Source organism: Vibrio sp. 10N.261.46.E11, assembly GCF_041472735.1.
In the GTDB taxonomy this organism is placed as follows: Bacteria; Pseudomonadota; Gammaproteobacteria; order Enterobacterales; family Vibrionaceae; genus Vibrio.
This window is the reverse complement of sequence record NZ_JBFRQW010000018.1, coordinates 47,619-64,537: the sequence shown is the minus strand read 5'-3', so window position 1 is coordinate 64,537 and position 16,919 is coordinate 47,619. Positions and strand designations below refer to the sequence as shown.

The 16,919-nt window shown below is 43.9% G+C and carries 14 protein-coding genes and 1 pseudogene; 7 read left to right on the top strand and 8 right to left on the bottom strand.

Annotation, left to right across the window (positions count from 1 at the left end):
* Nucleotide 1: 1 nt before the first annotated feature.
* The 3 genes from AB4407_RS06045 to AB4407_RS06035 are packed head-to-tail and all read right to left on the bottom strand — an operon-like array spanning nucleotide 2 to nucleotide 3,836.
* Complete coding sequence (locus tag AB4407_RS06045; RefSeq protein ID WP_372119575.1) at nucleotides 2-2,785, bottom strand: TcfC E-set like domain-containing protein; 2,784 nt, start codon at nucleotides 2,783-2,785, stop codon at nucleotides 2-4.
* Nucleotides 2,782-3,300 (bottom strand): hypothetical protein, encoded by a 519-nt coding sequence (locus tag AB4407_RS06040; protein ID WP_372119573.1) that lies wholly within the window; start codon nucleotides 3,298-3,300, stop codon nucleotides 2,782-2,784. Before AB4407_RS06040 ends, AB4407_RS06045 begins: the two co-directional genes overlap by 4 nt.
* 17 nt (nucleotides 3,301-3,317) lie before the next feature.
* Nucleotides 3,318-3,836, bottom strand: coding sequence for a hypothetical protein (locus AB4407_RS06035; RefSeq protein ID WP_372119571.1), 519 nt, complete (start codon nucleotides 3,834-3,836; stop codon nucleotides 3,318-3,320).
* 260 nt (nucleotides 3,837-4,096) lie between these two features.
* Here AB4407_RS06035 and AB4407_RS06030 point away from each other — a divergent pair, with 260 nt between their 5' ends.
* The 3 genes from AB4407_RS06030 to AB4407_RS06020 are packed head-to-tail and all read left to right on the top strand — an operon-like array spanning nucleotide 4,097 to nucleotide 5,611.
* On the top strand, nucleotides 4,097-4,714 hold the full coding sequence (locus AB4407_RS06030) for a transcriptional regulator (RefSeq protein WP_372119569.1): 618 nt from the start codon (nucleotides 4,097-4,099) through the stop codon (nucleotides 4,712-4,714).
* A complete protein-coding gene (locus AB4407_RS06025; protein WP_372119567.1) occupies nucleotides 4,707-5,156 on the top strand; it encodes a hypothetical protein in 450 nt (149 codons plus the stop codon). Before AB4407_RS06030 ends, AB4407_RS06025 begins: the two co-directional genes overlap by 8 nt.
* Nucleotides 5,147-5,611, top strand: a complete 465-nt coding sequence (locus AB4407_RS06020) for a hypothetical protein (RefSeq protein WP_372119565.1) — start codon at nucleotides 5,147-5,149, stop codon at nucleotides 5,609-5,611. The genes AB4407_RS06025 and AB4407_RS06020 overlap by 10 nt, the downstream gene beginning before the upstream one ends.
* Nucleotides 5,612-5,754: 143 nt before the next feature.
* On the opposite strand, the gene cydC is transcribed toward AB4407_RS06020, so the two are convergent.
* The 5 genes from cydC to AB4407_RS05995 all read right to left on the bottom strand — a co-directional run bounded on the left by cydC (nucleotide 5,755) and on the right by AB4407_RS05995 (nucleotide 12,157).
* Nucleotides 5,755-7,476 carry a heme ABC transporter ATP-binding protein/permease CydC gene (gene cydC / locus AB4407_RS06015; RefSeq protein WP_372119563.1) on the bottom strand — a complete coding sequence of 574 codons (1,722 nt, stop codon included), beginning with the start codon at nucleotides 7,474-7,476 and terminating at the stop codon, nucleotides 5,755-5,757.
* A complete protein-coding gene (cydD, locus tag AB4407_RS06010) occupies nucleotides 7,469-9,253 on the bottom strand; it encodes a heme ABC transporter permease/ATP-binding protein CydD (RefSeq protein WP_372119561.1) in 1,785 nt (594 codons plus the stop codon). The genes cydC and cydD overlap by 8 nt, the downstream gene beginning before the upstream one ends.
* Before the next feature lie 161 nt (nucleotides 9,254-9,414).
* Nucleotides 9,415-10,374: a thioredoxin-disulfide reductase gene (gene trxB, locus AB4407_RS06005; protein WP_372119559.1), complete on the bottom strand. Its 960-nt coding sequence runs from the start codon at nucleotides 10,372-10,374 to the stop codon at nucleotides 9,415-9,417.
* Nucleotides 10,375-10,830: 456 nt separating this feature from the next.
* Complete coding sequence (locus AB4407_RS06000) at nucleotides 10,831-11,250, bottom strand: hypothetical protein (protein ID WP_372119557.1); 420 nt, start codon at nucleotides 11,248-11,250, stop codon at nucleotides 10,831-10,833.
* On the bottom strand, nucleotides 11,240-12,157 hold the full coding sequence (locus AB4407_RS05995; protein ID WP_372119555.1) for a hypothetical protein: 918 nt from the start codon (nucleotides 12,155-12,157) through the stop codon (nucleotides 11,240-11,242). The genes AB4407_RS06000 and AB4407_RS05995 overlap by 11 nt, the downstream gene beginning before the upstream one ends.
* 932 nt (nucleotides 12,158-13,089) lie before the next feature.
* Here AB4407_RS05995 and AB4407_RS05990 point away from each other — a divergent pair.
* The 4 genes and pseudogenes from AB4407_RS05990 (at nucleotide 13,090) to AB4407_RS05975 (ending at nucleotide 16,864) form a co-directional block, all read left to right on the top strand.
* Nucleotides 13,090-13,746, top strand: coding sequence for a 2OG-Fe dioxygenase family protein (locus AB4407_RS05990; protein WP_372119664.1), 657 nt, complete (start codon nucleotides 13,090-13,092; stop codon nucleotides 13,744-13,746).
* Nucleotides 13,730-14,965, top strand: coding sequence for a cysteine desulfurase-like protein (locus tag AB4407_RS05985; RefSeq protein WP_372119553.1), 1,236 nt, complete (start codon nucleotides 13,730-13,732; stop codon nucleotides 14,963-14,965). Before AB4407_RS05990 ends, AB4407_RS05985 begins: the two co-directional genes overlap by 17 nt.
* A 231-nt stretch (nucleotides 14,966-15,196) precedes the next feature.
* Nucleotides 15,197-15,365, top strand: a pseudogene (locus tag AB4407_RS05980) (LysR family transcriptional regulator); the annotation flags it as partial.
* A gap of 248 nt (nucleotides 15,366-15,613) precedes the next feature.
* Nucleotides 15,614-16,864 carry a diguanylate cyclase gene (locus tag AB4407_RS05975; RefSeq protein ID WP_372119551.1) on the top strand — a complete coding sequence of 417 codons (1,251 nt, stop codon included), beginning with the start codon at nucleotides 15,614-15,616 and terminating at the stop codon, nucleotides 16,862-16,864.
* Nucleotides 16,865-16,919: the final 55 nt, after the last annotated feature.

The following is a 16,919-nucleotide window of genomic DNA, read 5'->3' as shown; positions in this document are numbered from 1 at the left end:
ATCAGTTACCTTCAGGTCGGTTAAGTACAAAGTTGTGCTCTCGTAGCGATTCCGAATTGGCGTAGCGAGCAACATTTTCTATGTGTTGACGTTGTTGATGACTGAGTTGAAGATCCTTATTTACAGTCAGGTAAACAAAAGAAGTACGACCTAGACGCGTGGTAATCAACTCCATCCCGCTGTCAGTCAGTGCATGCAATTGTTCGTTCAGTGTGTTGATGTCATCGAATTCACCGATGTACATCACGTTTATTTCTTCGTTGTTACTTACCAACATCATTGATTCCATTGGATTCAAGTTTGGTTGGCAGAAGTTAGTACCAAAGTTCAGTTGTTTCGCATCATCGACAGACGGTAAGTAACATTGCTGGCCGTTACTGGTTAGCGCGAACTGTTGACCTTCTTGTACATCGACTTTGTGAATGCCAGACGTAATGCTTGATACGTTCAAACAAGCCGGGCCTTCACATGCAATGTCGTGTACATCATTGCCGAAAATATCTTTGAATTTGCTAACAAAGCTGATCACACGGCTCACATTTGAGTTCAATTCAATCACCGAACCTGGGTGTGTATATCCCGTCACTGATTGTTGGCCAGTGTTGTGCAAAGCAACGCTCTCGACATCAAGCTCGATGGTTGCGGCTTGGTAATCATCTAACGTAATGACCGCTCGGTCGTCGTAGATGTATTGTTTGTTCATCACTTGGTCATCGCTTCTTACTACCACCAACCCTTTGGTTTTGCGTTCATCGGCATCAAAGCGGATGTTATTTTGGGTATCTACGATCACATAAGCATCACTTTGTGCTGTAGTGAAACTCACGCTCTCGCCACCAATAATTTGGGTACTGCGTAATGTCGCGTTTAACGCTTTTTCGCCATTGTTCGCCGCGTAGACAAAGCCGTCAGCTTGGTAATGCTCATCACGTTGTGCGGCATACGCTGTTACATTTGTCACCGCCGCATTAGGCGAGTTAACGTAGTAACTGTTACTGGCAGTAAGTCGTAAATCTGTATCTTGATCTTCGACTAAATCTTGTGTCTCTAAGCTGTTGGTGTATTGGCTAAAGCCATTCTCTGTGACGGTGAAACCCGTGTTGCCAGTCAGCTTCGATGAAAGAGGTACCGACCAATTTAGAGAGATGGAGAGCTCACCATCGTCCCAATTGGATGTCAGTTGCTCATTGTTAAAAGTGACGTTCAGGTCGAGAGTTGAATCGACAATAAACGGCGAACTTAAACCAGAAGACAGTGACCAGTTACTTAGCGAACTGTTGTATAAATTACTTTGTTCGATGTAATTCACTGAGCTATACCCACGCACCGTCTCACCAATGGTGTAGCTGGTGGAAATACCGAGCTGTTCTTTGTCACTTACGCCGTATAAGTATTCTGCAAATGGGTTTTGGTCTGGGTTGTTTAGGCGCTCATAGGTAAAGCCCAAGCTGCCAAGGTTCCAATAACCAGACAAATACCAAGCTTCGCTATCGATGTTCGAAAGGAACATTTCATAACGGCTATCGAATGGCAGGTAGCCTTTAAAACCCAATTGGCCCATCGCATGTTCGTTGGTCAAAGTGCTACCAATCGCGACCGTTTGTGTGTCCGACCATTTATAAGCCAACCCACCTTGAAGGAATGCCACGCCTTCGAATTCATTCGTTGAAGACATCCCTGATGGTTGGTCTTCGTCACTTTGATAAGTGTCGTTGTCTTGAAATTGGCCCGCGGCGATCGAGTAATCGAATTCGCCAGTATTCAATGTGTCTGTATTCGCGTTATAAATTCGTACCGATTCAGAAGAAACCACTTGGGTACCCACGGAGATCTCAACGGTTACGTCATAAACGCCATTTGGTAGCTCTGAGTAGCTGATGCTGCCTTGGCCTTCTTGTACAGACTGTTGCACGATGATTTGTTCATCGCGGAATATCTTGAGTACGCCTTGTGTTTGCGCATAGAAGTACAGCGATTGGTCTTCGTTTTTAGGTGTACGGCTTAGGTTCTTGCTCGAAGACAAATTCACGTTTACGTCATGATATTGCGTGCTGTTGAGCAAGAAAGAGGTGCTGTTTAGCGCCAAGCGATCTTGGTGGTAGCCTGCTGTTAAACGCAGGTTTTGGTACTCTAGGTTGTAGTAACCGTAATTCAGTTCAGATGCATCTTCTTGGTTGCTCAGATAGGTATCGACATGAACTGAGCCATAAGGCAGCCCCAAGATGAATTGATCGCTTAAATTCACATTCAAGTTATTAGTAAAATCGCTTGATGTGTACAAGCTTGCGTTGTTAATCAAGCCCGGATTTGCGTTGTAAGTCGACGCGTAATGCTTCTTGAGTGCTTTCGGTTTACTCTCCTCAAGCAGTTCTTTATTCACATAGAGGTACAGCTTGTTTGAGTGGTAGTCATAAAATGTGTCGTAGCTTTTCGGTGTCAGGCTACATAAGTTCAGATCACCTTGGCAATCGACTGTATTCGACTGGCCACGAGTAAGCCCAGCAACTATCTGTGTTGCTGTATGCTCATTTAATCCTGATGACATCAGTTCACTTGCAACGGCAGTTGCATCTTCAGGGTTGCTGAATTGCACTGAATCGTAAGTTACCGACATAGGAATCGTCATGTAACGACCATCAATGTTTTTTATCTCGACATCGCGCTCTTGTTGCGAATAAAAATCTTCAAATCCCGCTGGGATTAAAGTGTTTCCATTAGCAAAAACCAGTTGTGACAAGGTCAACGAACCTAAGATCGTTGTTGTAATAAACGTGCTATTTTTCACAGTGAAAGCTCCGCTAAAACAGATAACTGGCCTTGACACAGGTTTGAGCCTGTCGGTAAAGCCCCAAAGGATAAGGTGACGTCGTACTCGCCACTCTTTAGGTCGTCTGATGTGGTATTGAAATCCATCAGAACTGGGTTCGATGACGTTAAGGGCTGATCCGCGACAGTGACATCGACAAGGTCAGCAGGCGTTGGTAATGCTTGCTTATCAATGTTGAAACACTGCGCAGTATTGCTCGTCATGAATAACTGGAACCGAGTCGATTGGTCTGAACTTGGAATGTCGGTTTCAACCAATAGCTGAGTTGTCGCATCACGGAAAGAGTCGGTCTCTGGATCGGCTCTTAGCGTCAATGAAGAAGGGGAAAACGCGACCTCTGTAATCTGATAAGAGAAAAAATTCTTTTTATCGATATCGCTCGTTAACTGGAACGTATGAGTTTCTGCATTGGCATAAAAGCTCATAACGCCTGCAGTCAACAGAACGAGAAGTGGGCGAGTTAAGTAATTCACAGCTTTCCCCAAACGACTTAAAGTTGTTCTACGTAGCTAGCTGCCATTTGCACTGAGACAACAGCACTGTCTTGTACTGGGATATTTTTAACTTCAGTCTCGTTCTTCACGGTAAGATTTACATATGACTCCTCTACTACGGTCGGAGTTGTCTGTGTTAGCTCTTCACCGTCGTTGAAAACTTTCACTTGAGCTTCATCAGAAACTTGTCCCCCAATCAAAACCTGTGATGTGAGGTAAGTCCAGGTAGCGCCTGGTTGTCTGTTGCCTGTTTCAGAAGTGTCAGAGTCAAATTGACGTGACTCTAAAATCAATTCTGAAGAGGTAAATGTACCGTCAGATTTGATGTACAGCTCACCAGTTTGAATATCGCCACCACCTAAGCCAGTGATGATAAGGTTTGAACTTGGAACTGAGCTCCCTATCACACCAGTCCAAATTGCATCTGCTGTCGCTACGTCATCTGCCGCGTATACCGAACCTGATGTCATTGCGAATACTGTCGCGCCCATCACGAGAAAGTTATTAAGTTTCATGTTTCTTTCCTATTGTTTGTAAATGTATGTATAAAATTAAAAGGTGCATTGAATTTAAATTGAAATCACATGCATACTTTCGATGTGGTTGATTTGACTCCAATGACGTCGGAATTGGAAATAAAAGCCCGTTAATAGTGCTTTATGTGCGGTTAATATTATTTAATTTGTTGGATTTTATTTTGTTAACTGATTGATAATTTTGATTTTATGTTTTTTTTAGTCTACTTTTAGTAGATGGTGGTAATTCAGGAAAAAGAATGTTTAAAAAGCTATCGATAGATACAGTAAGACGAACAATTACTTTGATAGGCAGTGACTCTGGACAAGAAAACCAATCCTTAGAACTGAACCGAAGTGAGTACAATTTACTGTTGGCTTTTTGTGAATCACATGGAGAAGTGATTGAGAAGCAGGTTTTAATTGAAAAAGGTTGGCCTGGTCGAGTCGTCGGAGACAACTCTTTAGCTGTTGCTATCATGAAGTTGAGAAAAAAATTAGACAGCTTAGAGATTGGATTTGAAGTGAATAACTTGCCAGGGGAAGGGTATGTGTTCATCAATGCTAAAAATATCGAAATTGCGCATGACGAATCTGCTGCAAATAATGAAACCGTCATTGATCTTCACGAATTAAAGCTTAAAAAAGAGACACCTCAAGAGCTTGCTTCCCAGATACTAGAAGACCCTGCAGAAATACTGTTGTCAACTCAGGAACCACCGGTGTCTTCTGCCTCTAACGTGTTTCAACGTTGGTGCAAGAAGCCCATAGTTTGGGAAGTCACCATCGCCCTCTTTATTGGCCTGATGATGTTCTACTTTGTTTATCGCGAGGCCTTCGAGTGCTTTGAATGTTTCGGTGGAGGTGCTGGTGGTTAGCCTTAAACCTCTGAGCCTACGGATTGGGCTTTTTATTGTGGTGCTGTTTTTGGTGCCGTGGTTTTTGTCTTTGGGTACTTACTTTTCTGGCTATGCTCACTTTGAAGACGATGACCACGATATTATCCTCAACGCAAAATCAGGTTTTTATAAGACCATCCACAGTTATGAAGGGCAGGTATATCGAGTTCATCGAGGCATCTACGCATCATTGGGAGATTCTTTGTATTTCTTTTCCTTAGATGGTGATTATGAAGCGAACCTTGACCCCGAGTTTGCAGCCAAGGTTGTGGCGAGGGACTTGGAAAATTATTTTAGAGGTTTAACCCACGTGCGCATCGCTGAGCAAAATGGCAAAGTTATTGGGTTATTGCAGAAAGACGACATTAAGAAGAAGTTCGACCAAGTCGTAATTCAAGGACGGTTAAAAGTATGGGATTAACGAGAAAAACTCAGGTTCTATCCATCATTGCCTTACTTGTATTGCCACTACTTGTACCTTGGGCAAATGCCATGTTGAGCGACTTCAAAATAACCAGTCATTTTGACGATCGTGATGTAACCATCATTGGCTCTCATGGTCGTTTCAAAGCTCAAGCCGCTTATCACGATGGTACTCATGCTGTCGGCACGGGCTATTATGGCACCTTACTTGATACCATTTACTTAATGACTGTGCGTAGTGATAAAGTAGTTGAAGGCAAGCCTAACAACCTGAACGCATTTCTCCGTTCACACCAAACGCTCATGGTTTACAAAATCAAGAAAGATGACAATGAACAATATATTTTGAGAAGACTTGAGGAAGACCCTCGACTGGGTATGCATGAGAACAATATTGAGGCTGTTGGTTATTTTGGTCCTTTATCTTCAATACCAACCATTCAGCACAAATAAGCGTGCAAGGATAACAGGTCACTAACTGCGGCTGTAAGTGTTTGTACATGTCATACGCTTATAAAACTATATGGAATGGATACACAAAAAAGCCCGAGCATGAACTCGGGCTTCGAATGGTTTTCTCTATACCTTATGAGAAGCTAGATTGCCTGACGAAGTTGGAAGTAACGTCCTTCTTCGTTTAATAGCTTCTCATGAGAGCCGTTTTCAACAATCTCACCTTGTTCAATCAGAACGATAGAATCCATCGATTCCAGACCAATCAAACGGTGCGTAATGAAGATAACCGTTTTGCCTTCGAAGTGCTTCTCGAACAGCGTCATAATGCTGTGTTCTGTTTGCTTATCTAAGCCTTCTGTTGGCTCATCTAGAAGCAGGATAGGGGCATCATGAAGAATGGCACGTGCGATACCAATACGGCGCTTCTCACCACCAGACAGTTGACGACCACCGTCACCCAACCAGCTATCAAGACCGTCATTCTCAAGCAGCTTTTCTAGACCAACATCTTTTAGAATATTCGCTAGGTGCTCATCGTTGGCATCTGGTTTCGCAATCAACAAGTTGTCGCGTAGGCTGCCATTCAAGATGTCGACACGCTGGCTTACCACACTGATTGATTCACGCAGTTGTGACTCGTTCCATTGTGTTAGTTCAATGCCCGCGATTGAGATGTAACCCTTCTTAGGATCCCAGTAGCGAGTCAGAAGCTGAATCAGAGTCGATTTACCTGAACCCGTTTGACCCACAATCGCAACCTTGTGCGTGGCAGGGATCGTTAGGTCAACAGCGTTCAGAACACTGCGCTCAGAATCAGGATAGTTGAACGTCACGTTTGAGAACGTAATATCAAGCGGCTTGTTGATGTCGAGTTTCTCTTCAGCAAACTGAACTTCAGGCTCCGACAGAATCACTTCGTTTAAGCGACGTGCTGAAGACAGAGTCTGACCTAAATGCTGGAACGCGCCTGCGATTGGCATCAACAATTCAAAACTTGCCATAGTAGCGAACGCCATTAGCGCGATGAACGGATCTGGTGCATTGCCACCCACACCGTCAGCCGCAAGCCAAAGCATAAGAACCAGCGTCAAACCGTTGAACAGCATTAGCGCTGCTGAAGCCATACCGGTTAGGTTGGCGTTTACAAACTGATTCGCCATCAGCTTGTGTTGCGTTTCTAGAATCGCATTACGGTAACGCTCTTCAGCACCGAACAGAGTCAGTTCGCTGTAGCCTTCAATCCAATCTAGCGTAGTCACACGAAGATCGGCTTTGTTCTGTGTCAGTTCACCACCGTTACGTTTACCTAGCTTGTAAAACAAGATTGGCCAAACCAACAGCATGATCAGAAGGATAGAACCCAAGATCAAACCTAGTGAGCTATCGAACCACATTAAGAACAGAGTCAGGAAGAATATCCCGAACACACCCACCGTCACAGGGCTTACTAAGCGCAAGTAAACGTGGTCCATGGCGTCGACATCAGCAACCAAACGGTTGAGAAGGTCAGCATCACGAAGGTTTGAGATACGGCCTGGGATCAGCGGAGCTAGCTTCTTGAAGAAGAATATACGTAAATCAGTTAACAGTTTGAATGTTGCATTATGGCTCACAACACGTTCCCCCCAACGACCCGCAGTACGGCTCATTGCCAAACCACGTACACCACCACCCGGTAGCATGTAGTTGAAGGTTTCACGCGCAATCGTAAGGCCTGCAACCGCAGAAGCTGAAATGAACCAACCCGATAGCGTTAACAAGCCGATAGAAGCCGACAGAGTAGCAAAAGCCAATAGCATGCCTAGCGATAGGCCAAACCAATGCTTTTTATAGAGTTTCAGGTAAGGCAGTAAATCACGCATCTAAATTACCCTTATTGTCTTGTTGAGCTAAGTTCGCGTTCAGCATCTCTTCGAATAAACCACCCGCAGTCGAAAGCTGAGAGTAATGACCTTGTTCCACAAGACCACCATCGCGCATAACCAGAATGTTATCGACCGATTGAAGAGGAGCAAGTTGGTGCGTCACAAGCAGGGCAGTGCGGCTTTCAATATTGCTATTGATGCCTTTCATCACGAGCTGCTCACTGCGAGTATCTAGGCTGGCTGTAGGTTCATCTAACAACCAGAATTGGCCGTCTTGAATCATTGCACGAGCCAAAGCCAAACGCTGAGATTGACCAACAGATAGGCCTCCTGAACGATCAGAAATCATGTAATCCAAGCCATGCTCGTTTACAAATTCGTTAGCAAAAGATTGCTCTAGTGCGTTTTGAACGGTTTGGTCAGTGATGTCTTGCTTACCTAGAGTGACGTTGTCATGAATGCTGCCATGAAGCAACAATGGGTTTTGACCAACCCAGCTGATCGTCTTACGCCAAGATGCCAAGTCTAAATCACGCAGTTCAATACCATTGATTTTCAAGCTTCCTTCATAAGGCATGAAACCAAGAATGGCATTAATTAAACTTGTTTTACCCGCACCGCTTGGGCCAACTAATGCAGTCGACTGGCGAGTATTCAGTGCAAACGAGATAGGGCCAACCAGTTGAACACCTTCAGGGCTCAACACTTTCAGGTCTTGAGCCTCAATATTGATGCCTTGAGCTGGGTCTAGTTCAGTGTCACCTGATTTAACCTTAGTGATGTCGGTTTCTAGGAACTCAACAATACTCTCGGCAGCGCCCACCGCTTGTTGCTTCGCATGGTAGAACGTACCTAAGTCGCGCAGAGGTTGGTAAAACTCAGGAGCCAAGATAAGGATAAACAAACCAGCGAATAGAGTAATGCCAACGCCGTAGTGGCCGAAGTTAAGCTCGCCAATGTAAGTGAAGCCAAAGTAAACCGCTGTCATCGCAATAGAGATAGACGTGAAGAACTCAAGCACAGCAGAAGACAAGAAGGCGATCTTCAATACATCCATGGTGCGCGTTCTGAACACCTCTGATGCACCTTTCAATACTTCGGTTTCGGCGCTAGTACGGTCGAAAAGACGAATCGTTGTCATGGACTGCAAACGGTCGTAAAAGTGACCAGAAAGACGCTGCAGCGCTTTGAAGTTTTTACGGTTTGCATCGGCCGCTTTCATACCAACAAGTGCCATGAACATCGGTACCAGTGGAGCCGTAATCAAGAAGATCAGTCCCGCTGCCCAGTTTACTGGGAACACCACAACCAAAATAATGAATGGAATCATTACCGACAGAGACATCTGAGGTAGGTAACGAGAGAAGAAGTCTTGCATGTCTTCTACTTGTTCTAGCAACAGGGTTGCCCACGTACCCGCAGGTTTGCCTTTGATGTAAGCAGGGCCAAGTTCGCGTAACTTATCGAGAATGAGCTGCCTAATGTAAACACGGATCTGTTCACCACAGCGATAACCTGCGATTTCACGTCCCCATGTACAGCCAGCACGGCCAACGACCGATAGTGCCAAGCCTGCGAAATGACCAACCAGTTCAGATTTATCGACATTCTCGATGATCAGCTGGTGAAGAATAGAGGCGAGAAGAGCTGCTTGAGCAATTAAGAACACGCTTGAAAGTACGCCAAGGCTAATCGCAATCATAAGCCAGCGTTTCGCTAACTTACTCTGTTGCTTAAGCCACTTGTTCAAGCTGCGTTGTTTTTTCTTATCCATTATGAAGGCTTAATGATAATTATTATTTGTTGAGGGCGGCTAGTATACAAAAGAAAGCCCAGTGGATATACCACTGGGCTCTAGGGATTTACAACAAAATGTGATGACGCCCTGCATCTACTGAGGTGAGGGCTTCGATATTTAAATCTGCAATCTCAGATTTACTTATCGTTAAGGCCATCTAGGAAGCGTTCAGCATCCAGTGCAGCCATACAACCTGTACCAGCAGAAGTGATTGCTTGGCGGTAGTTGTGGTCCATTACATCACCAGCAGCGAACACGCCTGGGATGCTGGTTTGTGTTGCGTTACCTTCAAGACCAGACTGAACGATGATGTAGTCATCTTTCATGTCGACTTGGCCTTTGAAGATTTCAGTGTTTGGTTGGTGACCAATAGCAATGAATGCGCCCATTACTTCGATGTCTTCTGTCTTATCAGACTGAGTATCTTTAATACGAACGCCCGTTACGCCCATGTCGTCGCCTAGAACTTCGTCTAGCGTGCGGTCAGTGTGAATAACAATGTTGCCGTTCTCTACTTTGTCCATTAAACGCTTCACTAGAATCTTTTCAGCGCGGAACGTGTCGCGACGGTGAACTAGGTGAACTTCAGACGCGATGTTAGATAGGTAAAGTGCTTCTTCAACAGCCGTGTTACCACCACCCACAACCGCTACTTTCTGGTTGCGGTAGAAGAAACCATCACACGTTGCACAAGCAGAAACGCCACGGCCTTTGAATGCTTCTTCAGAATCTAAACCTAGGTACTTAGCTGATGCACCCGTTGAGATGATCAATGCATCACACGTGTACTCACCAGAATCGCCTTTAAGACGGAAAGGGCGGTTTGATAGATCGACTTCGTTAATGTGGTCGAACAGGATCTCTGTTTCAAAGCGCTCTGCGTGCTCTTTCATGCGATCCATTAGAGCTGGACCCGTTAAACCTTCGGGATCACCCGGCCAGTTTTCTACTTCTGTCGTGGTGGTAAGCTGACCACCTTGCTGCATACCGGTAACAAGTACTGGGTTTAGGTTTGCACGAGCAGCGTAAACTGCAGCTGTATAGCCAGCAGGGCCAGAACCAAGAATCAATAAATTACAGTGCTTTACGTCGCTCATGAGGACTCCGAAATTGAAATTGTTTTTATTTATAATCGCTTAGGATTGTATGGAAAATATGGAGGCAATAAAAGTGTAAACAAGGGCTGAAGTGTAATTAATCGTTATAGTTTAGAACTTAATCGAGACAAACGTTTTCGTGGCTGGAAGATCGGAGAAACCATCTAAAGGTTTATGGGGTGTTGGAGTGAGAGGCTATGGCCGTGTTCAGTAAACTAGATGGGGCCTTATTCTATTAATCACCCCCAACTTCTTGTGATTTTAAGTCGACTTTGCAGAAGCGTGTATATCTGGGTGTGTTAGTGGTTACAGGTTCTTAAACTCACACTTGGACAAAAATGCGTTACGACAAATAGAATATTAGCAATTAATGGATAACTTCAAGTATTGAAAAACGGCTTTGGGAGAGCTAGCGCATGGGTGTACATACGCTAGCACAAGGAGTTTAAAGTTAACTTATTTACACAAGCTAGGATCTAACACATAGGTCCGACTTGAGAATTTTAATGTGAGTTCTCGCTCAGATGTGCATTCGATATAGCCTCTACTCGCAATTTCTTTTTTCAACGCTACATTCATACCCCAACCAGTAATAAACGATAAAATAGTTATAAAGCCTAAAATAATAAATACTATTTTAGGCATCCATTTCGCCTGTTTTCCTGTGATGAAAGGTATCGTTGAGAATATAAATGCTATTACGGAGATCATGAAGCCAGCAAAAGATGACGCATCATTGACAGCACCGCTAACTTTTATTGTGTTACTTAGATGATTGAAGTTATGGATAATTTTTATAGATTGTTCCCAAGAAATCCAAATCATTGGGCTACAGGCCAGCATGAAAAGAAAAGCTTTAAACCGACTAACTTTCATCAATCAGCTCCTTTATTTTATCTTTTAACGGCTTTGTGTATTCATAATGATCATCAATATCCGAAACGTGCCCGCCAATTACAAAGGCAGATATAGCAAAAACACTTAAACCGATAGCCACAGGTAGTGTTGCGCCAAAAGCAAATGCAGATATCCCACCAATAACTAGAGTAAACCCTTGTGCAACTATGCCAGCAACAACCCCTTTGACCACGTCAGCAGAATATTGACCGACAACCTCACCCAAGGTTTTTTCATCATGCAGTATGTAATCTACGGCATTGACTGCACCACTGAAAACAAGTTCGACATAGATGTTACCTTTCACGAAATTAACATTACCTTTAACAGTATTCAGTGCATAGCCGATTTTAAGCATTTGAGGTGTCGCTTCTTGCCAACGAATACCGAGATCTAAATATCGAGGATTGTAGTTCTCAACCACAATATTCGTCACTCCATTGATATCGACCGCTTTAGCTGTTGCTCCCAATCCGCCAAGCTCTTTAGCGACCTCATAAGCGCCTTTAAGCCCCATACCTACGCCAGTGTAGTCCTTGCCGTTCGAAAGCTGTCCATGCGAGTCTTTGATGAGCAAGTCTAAATACTCGTTACCTTCTTCAACAGTCAGTACCGCAATACTCACGTTCTCTTGTTGAGAGGTGTCCCACTGATATTCTTTAGCTTGCTTTTGTAAATCATCGTTCCATTCTTTTTCTGTTAGGTCATAAGCTTGCTGGGCAGCTTTGCGTTCAGCAAGAACCCTCTCTCGATCTTCAGCCCATCGAGCATAATCTTTTGCCGTATAGGTTAACTCAGCCCTACGCTCTAGACGTTGACGTGCTGCACGTTCTCTTGTGGTTTCTTGTCTTTCTTCTGGAGCTACAGGAGCGGGTTCATATCTCATGGGAGTCGGATTTACTGATAAATAAAAAGGATAATAACAATATTTTCAGTGGTTTATCATCCTCAATAAGATGAACTGACGATTTAACCAGCTAAATAGGTAATCTGACAGGCTAAACAAGCATAATGAAGACTCAATCGTGTTGAGTTGCATTCTATCGGATTACTTTTTGTAGGGTAAAATAAACGACACAGATCTTGGAGAGTATTTGGTCTAGCGAACTTTGGGGCATAAACGTGTTAGCTAATAACACTTAGTGCTTATGATTGCCTGCCGATAAATTTGAAGCTATATCCATTGCATAGTGGATTTCCAATGCTTCATACTCTTGCTTCAAATCCCATCCGCAACATTCCACTTCAAACATCTTCGAGACTAAAAGAACAATCATCTCGTTTCCTTAAAAGAAATGAGCCATTTGGGGCGGCCGAGTTCCCCCCGAACTCGACCTGTTCCAGACGCGCAAGCAAAGGCGTGTGGATTCTGGCTTACTGATAAATTAACCAATTTCAGTTTGTTGTGTAAATAGTCAATAGTTTGGCAACTGATAGGTAGATCGTATTTCGATGTGCAAATCATAGAAATGAATGATGGCAACCGTGGTGCTTGAATTCATGCAAGGAGGCTGGCGTATTGAAGCGAAAGGGCTGGCACAATATGAAATATAGCCTGCCAGTTAATAATATCGTTAAATTTAAATTTGTAGGCATTTATAACTGGCTAGTGGAGTGTGCTAGTTTTAAGAGTTGGTCATCTTTTATTCTGGTGTTATACACTGCCTTTTATTTCTATGTTGGAGTTAGTGTCTGAATTATTAAATTTGACGGGATAAATGATTGTTTAATGTTGATTTGGCAAGATCTTCAAGTATCCTTTATGTAAATAAAACGTTAAATATCGAAAGTTAATTAACAATCATTAAGGAGTCGATGATGTTACATGCTCACGAAAATACCCTACATATTACCCACCTCAGTAACCATGCAGTTAAGGAGTTGTCACCATCATTCTCTAAGCTACCAAGCACAGAGCATGCAGATGGCCAGTTCCGATTGAGAAGGTACTCAGTGGTTGAATTCAGTAATGGACAAGTCGTTGAGCTAGACAAACATAACTTTGTTCAGTCTGAAGACATTAATCACTTTCAAGGTGACGTTGTTCGTCAGTTCGAGCCGATTGAAGCGAATATTCTAAGCAGCGAAGGCATGCAAGAGATGTGTGAACTGTTTATTGAAACCAACGGGCTTGAAGACGGGCAAGAAATCGAAATCCATCAGATCCGCATTGCCGCTATTTTTGAAGAAACTCAGGTTGCTCCAGAAGGGGTTCACCAAGACGGTTTTGACCATATCGCTTTGATCGGTGTGAACCGTCACAACATTGTGGGTGGTGAAATCATGCTGTATCAAGACTCACATGAAGCGCCATTCTTTAGAAAGGTGTTAGGTGATGGCGAAGTTGCGATGCTGGCAGACAGTAAGCTTTGGCACAATGCACAACCGATTCGCACCATAGACCACGATGAAATGGGCTATATGGATGTGTTTGTTCTAACAGCTAAGGATGCGCGCAATGTCCTTCACTCTTAATGATGTGCGCCAACAGTTTAGTGCTTTAGGCCAATATCATAATGGCAAGCCAGTCACTTTTTTTGATGGGCCGGGTGGCTCTCAGGTGCCTGAGAATGTTATAGCATCAATGACCGAATACTTAGGGCATTTCAATTCAAATCTAGGCGGACACTATTTTTCTAGCCAAAAGACCACAAGCTTAATGCAGCAAGCGCGAGAAGCCGCACAAGCACTGCTTAATGCGGAGTCTTCTGGCAACGTTGTGTTCGGTGCGAACATGACATCGCTGACCTTCCAACTTAGCCGAGCGATCAGCCGCGATTGGAAAGAGGGTGATGAAGTTATCGTCACTGCGCTAGACCATTACTCAAATGTATCGAGCTGGCAGCAAGCGGCAGACGACAAAGGCGCGATTGTTCGTCAAGTTCGCGTAGACGAGTCTGATTGCAGTTTGGATATGGCGCACTTTGAATCGCTACTTAACGAGAAAACCAAGCTTGTCGCGGTGACGTTTGCTTCGAACACGACAGGCTCGATTGTTGACATGGCGAAAGTTATCGAACTTGCACATCAGCATGGCGCGCAGGTTTATGTCGATGCCGTGCATTACGCACCGCATCACTTGATTGATGTTCAGCAACTGAATTGCGATTTTTTAGCGTGTTCAGCTTATAAGTTTTTCGGCCCGCATGTAGGTATTGCTTACATTGCACCTCAATGGTTACACACGTTAAAACCTTACAAGGTTGAGCCTGCCACTAACATTGGCCCAGGCCGATTTGAGACAGGAACACAAAGTTTCGAAGGCCTTGCAGGTGTGATTGCAGCGGTCGATTACTTGGCACAGTTTGGTGAGCCAACAGATTCACTGCGTTCTCGTTTAGAGCAAAGCTACGCGCTTTATAACAAACATGAAAGCCAGTTGAGTGAGTACTTCCTAAAACGCTTGTCCGATCTTGAAGGGGCGAAGCTTTATGGTAAAACGGAGTTTGATTCGAACCTCAGAACGCCAACCTTTGCGATTACCTTTGATGACCATTCTCCAGAGTTCATCGCTAAGAAGCTGGGTGAGCATAATATCTGCGTTTGGAATGGTCACTTTTACGCATTAGGGCTGGTAAAGCAGTTGGGTATTGAAGAGCTGGGCGTGGTGCGTATTGGGTGTATGCATTACAACTCGATTGAAGAGATCGACTTGTTGTTCAATGTGCTTGAAGGGATCTTGCGAAGTCACTAGCACTTAATAGCGACAGAATCAGAAAAGAGCATACTTCTCTCAATAATATTGAGTAGGAGGTATGCTCTTTTTGTTTCATGAACTTATATCGGTTAAGCGAAGCCTACCTGGACTACAAACGTTAGTCGATTAAGTCCTTGATTTAACTAAGACAGATGCTTAACGAGAGTTGCACCTACTGCGTGATCACTGGTTGGGTTCTGATCGGTAATCAACCGTACATCTACGATCACAAGTTTCAATGGCTGCCTTACCAATGGAAAGTGAGTTCCAGTGCTAGAAGAATATTGGGGAGCAGGTACCAGTAGTTGGATCGTATATCAAACAGTCGCTTTCTTCCACTGAGAGCAAGGCTGGCTATCGACTTCTTAGCCTCTTATTTTCGGATTGGAATGAATAACCGAATAGATAATGCTTACATAGCTATACAATATCCTTCTTGTTTTTTGATGTGCGTAATAAGAAGGTGCTATTTGTCTACTTTTGATGACTTAAGCATACGATTGAGTTGTAGAGAAGCCTAAAGCAGTACGATATACTAGATAATTATATTAATGTCCCTAGCGCGTGATAGATTGTGTGGAAGCGTTGGCAGGATGTGTTGTTATGCTTCGGCTTATGAAGTGTAGCGAGAATGCGGAGTTGGCAATGTCTTCAATAAATTTCGAATCCACGTACGGTGTAATAACGATTCAAGATATGAATGTAGTGAGTGTTGATGCTAATTATGCTCGCATCTATGGATACCAATCTCCGGAAGAACTACTTTCTAATATCGATAGCTTTCTCGATCTCATATCAGAAGAGTACCATGTTTTAGCCTATCAAAATTACCTTGAAACGGTCAGTGGTCAACGAGACCCTCAGGTTCACACCTATACCAATATTGATCGCAACGGCAGAGAGTTCACCGTGTTTTCTATCGATCATGTGACGGAGTGGCAGGGAAGGCCTGCACTGCAAGTCACGGTTATCGATCTTTCCCCTGCGATTCAGCTGCAAAATGCAGTGCGTGAGCAAGATAAGATGTATCACGACATGATCATGCAATCAGGGCAGGGCATCTTGGTTCACCGAGATTTCAAACCACTGATGGTCAATCAATCATGGGTAAAACTGCAAGGTGGATCTTCCATAGAGCAAGTCTTAGCATTGGATTCGATTCTCGACTTAGTGCCACAGCAGAATACTGATGGCATCTATAAACACTATCAGGCGATCGTGTCGGGCGAGTTGTCGGGAACCAGCACCGTGGTCGAAAATATTGGTTTCGATGGTGTTCATCGCTTTTTTAATATTTACGATAATGCAATTACTTGGAAAGGTCAGCGGGCGGTTCAAGTGGTGCTTGAAGATGTGACTCAAAAAGTGATGCTGGAGAAGCAGTTGGTCCACCAGGCGAATTACGATGAAATGACGGATCTGCTCAATCGTAGGGCGATCTATGAATGGTTTAGAGAGCAGATACTCTCTAACAACCACCTTGTCTGTATGCTACTAGATATCGATGACTTCAAGTCGATCAATGACACTTACGGTCACATGGTCGGCGATGAGGTGATTTGTGCTTTGGCTGACATCACCAAGCGTAATGCCGAGAAAGTCGGCGGAGTGGCAGGCCGTTGGGGTGGTGAAGAGTTCATTATATTTATCCCGAATACGCCTCTTGAAACAGCGCGCGAGGTTTCAGAAAAAATTCGCCAAGAGTTCAATCAAGCCGAGTTCAAAATCGATGAAAAGGTACGATTTAATGTGAGTGTCAGTATTGGAATAAGTGATAGCCGAGCATGTGAAGATGGCGTCACTATTGACGCATTAGTGAATTTAACCGACCAATCTCTTTATCGCGCGAAAGCCAGTGGTAAGAATTGTGTAGACGGTGATGTGGTTGTGCTTTAACGCCTAAACCGAATACTCGTTAGCCAAAGACGTAACGAAAAATGCCCTCAAGTAA